General features: G+C 54.4%; 2 protein-coding genes. Both read right to left on the bottom strand.

Annotated elements, in window-relative coordinates; translation table 11 throughout:
• Window positions 1-230: 230 nt before the first annotated feature.
• Entirely contained in the window at window positions 231-866 is a 636-nt protein-coding gene (locus FBQ85_29760) for a radical SAM protein (protein MDL1879317.1), read from the bottom strand.
• Between the two features lie 92 nt (window positions 867-958).
• Window positions 959-1,993, bottom strand: a 1,035-nt coding sequence (locus FBQ85_29755; protein ID MDL1879316.1) for an aspartate aminotransferase family protein, incomplete at its 5' end; no start/stop codon positions are given.

Genomic DNA, 1,993 nt, shown 5'->3' with positions numbered 1-1,993 from the left:
GATTTAAAACTTGCGCCATAGCCCCACCGCCCGCCCGCGGGCGGGCGGTGGGGCGAGCAGGAGCCATCAAAAATTTCAACTAAAAAAAGGATTGACTCCCTCCTGCGTCCCGCAGGACGAGACCAGATCAATTTTAGCCGGCCAGATACCAAAGAATCCAATGGGGTGAATCCCAAGTTGGGTCGCCCCGAATAAGTCGGGACGCGAGAGTTTCCACCCGCCGTTGCTGCTCACACCCCGCGCATGTTCGGCGGCCAGATGTATTTGTGCAATTGCACTTGAAAACGGGCCCTGACGCCGTCCGCCAACATCCATTCGGCCAGCTTGCGGTAATTCATCTCATTAAAAACCGGCGAAAATAACAGCGCAAAGCGTTCGTCCAGCCGATGCCGGCGAATGGTTGCCAGCGCCCAGTCATAATCGCGGCGATCTTTGATCACAAATTTGATTTGATCGTGCGGCGACAAAATGTCGAGATTCGGCCAGTAGTTTTTATCCGATTCTTCACTTCCGGGGCATTTGAGATCCATGATTTTGATCACGCGCGCATCGAGTTTCGACAAATCCAGGCTGCCGCCGGTTTCCATTAAAACCGTATAGCCCTGCGCCAGCAGGCGCTCGCTCAATTCGTAAATCTCCTTTTGCAGCATCGGCTCACCGCCGGTCAGCTCCACCAGCTTGCAATCATAGCTTCCCACCTTTGCCATGATTTGATCCAGGCTCATTTCTTCCCCGCCGTAAAAAGAGTATTCCGTGTCACACCAAACGCAGCGCAAGTTGCAGCCCGTGGTGCGAATGAACACGCAGGGCAAGCCGCTGAACGTTGATTCGCCTTGAATCGAGTAGAAGATTTCGGTTATTCTCATAGCCTTTTTGGAGATTTGACGTCTTTATTCGCGTTTACGTCATGCTTGAGCGGCAACGTAGAGACGTTCCGGCGGAAAATCTCTACGAGCAATCACGCTGCGGCCCGAAGGATTGCAAGGGATTCATCGACTTCTGGAACCATCATGCACAACGGCGGCGCGGCGCGCACGACGGTGGTATGATGCAGCGTCCAACCAATAATCAATCGCGCCTCCCGGCAGTTCTTCACGAAATGTTGCGTTACCTCCTCGGAAGTGAATTCAATCGCAAAGAAACTGCCCAGCCCTCGCACCTCTTTGATAGATTCATTGTCTTGAGCAACACGCCGAAGCTCATTTAAAAAACGCGCACCGTTTCGAGCGCTCGCCTCAACCATTTTTTCCTCCAACAAAACTTCCAATGCCGCGAGACCAGCGGCGCAACTCAACGGATGCCCGCCGAAGGTGGTGACATGCGCCAGCGGCGGATCATGCGACAAGGTTTGCATGATCTCACGCCGGCCAATGAAAGCGCCCAGCGGCAAACCACCACCCAAAGCTTTTGCCAGGCAAATGATATCGGGCTGAACCTGCCAATGCTCGCAGGCGAATAATCTTCCGGTGCGGCCAAAGCCGGTGATCGCTTCATCTGCGATCATCAGCGCGCCGGTTTCATCGCAACGCTGGCGCAGCGCGGGCAGAAATTCCGCAGAGGGAATGCGCACACCGGCTTCGCCTTGCACCGGCTCGAAAAGCACGGCCGCAGTTTGTACATCGATCTTCTTTAATGCAGAATGATCATTGAAGGGAATGAATTCAACGTTTTCTAACAACGGCTCAAACGGCCGGCGATAATAATTGCTGGACATGGCGGACAGCGCGCCAAAAGTGTCGCCGTGATAGCCGCCTGCGAAGGCGATATACTTTTTTCGGCCGCTGTATTTGCGCGCGGTTTTGAGGGCGCCTTCAACCGCTTCCGCGCCGCTGTTACAAAAGAAAACCACACCGTCTTTCACCGGCACGAGTTCGGCAAGGCGCCGCGCAAACGTAACCTGCGATTCTTGCACGTATTCGCCATAAACCATCACATGCAGATGCTTCTGCATTTGCGCCTGAAGCGCGGCCAGCACGTTGGGATGACCATGGCC

The sequence above is a fragment of the Cytophagia bacterium CHB2 genome (assembly GCA_030263535.1).
Classification (GTDB): Bacteria; Zhuqueibacterota; Zhuqueibacteria; order Zhuqueibacterales; family Zhuqueibacteraceae; genus Coneutiohabitans.
Note: the sequence above shows the minus strand (reverse complement) of the source record. Positions and strands in the feature narration are given on the sequence as shown.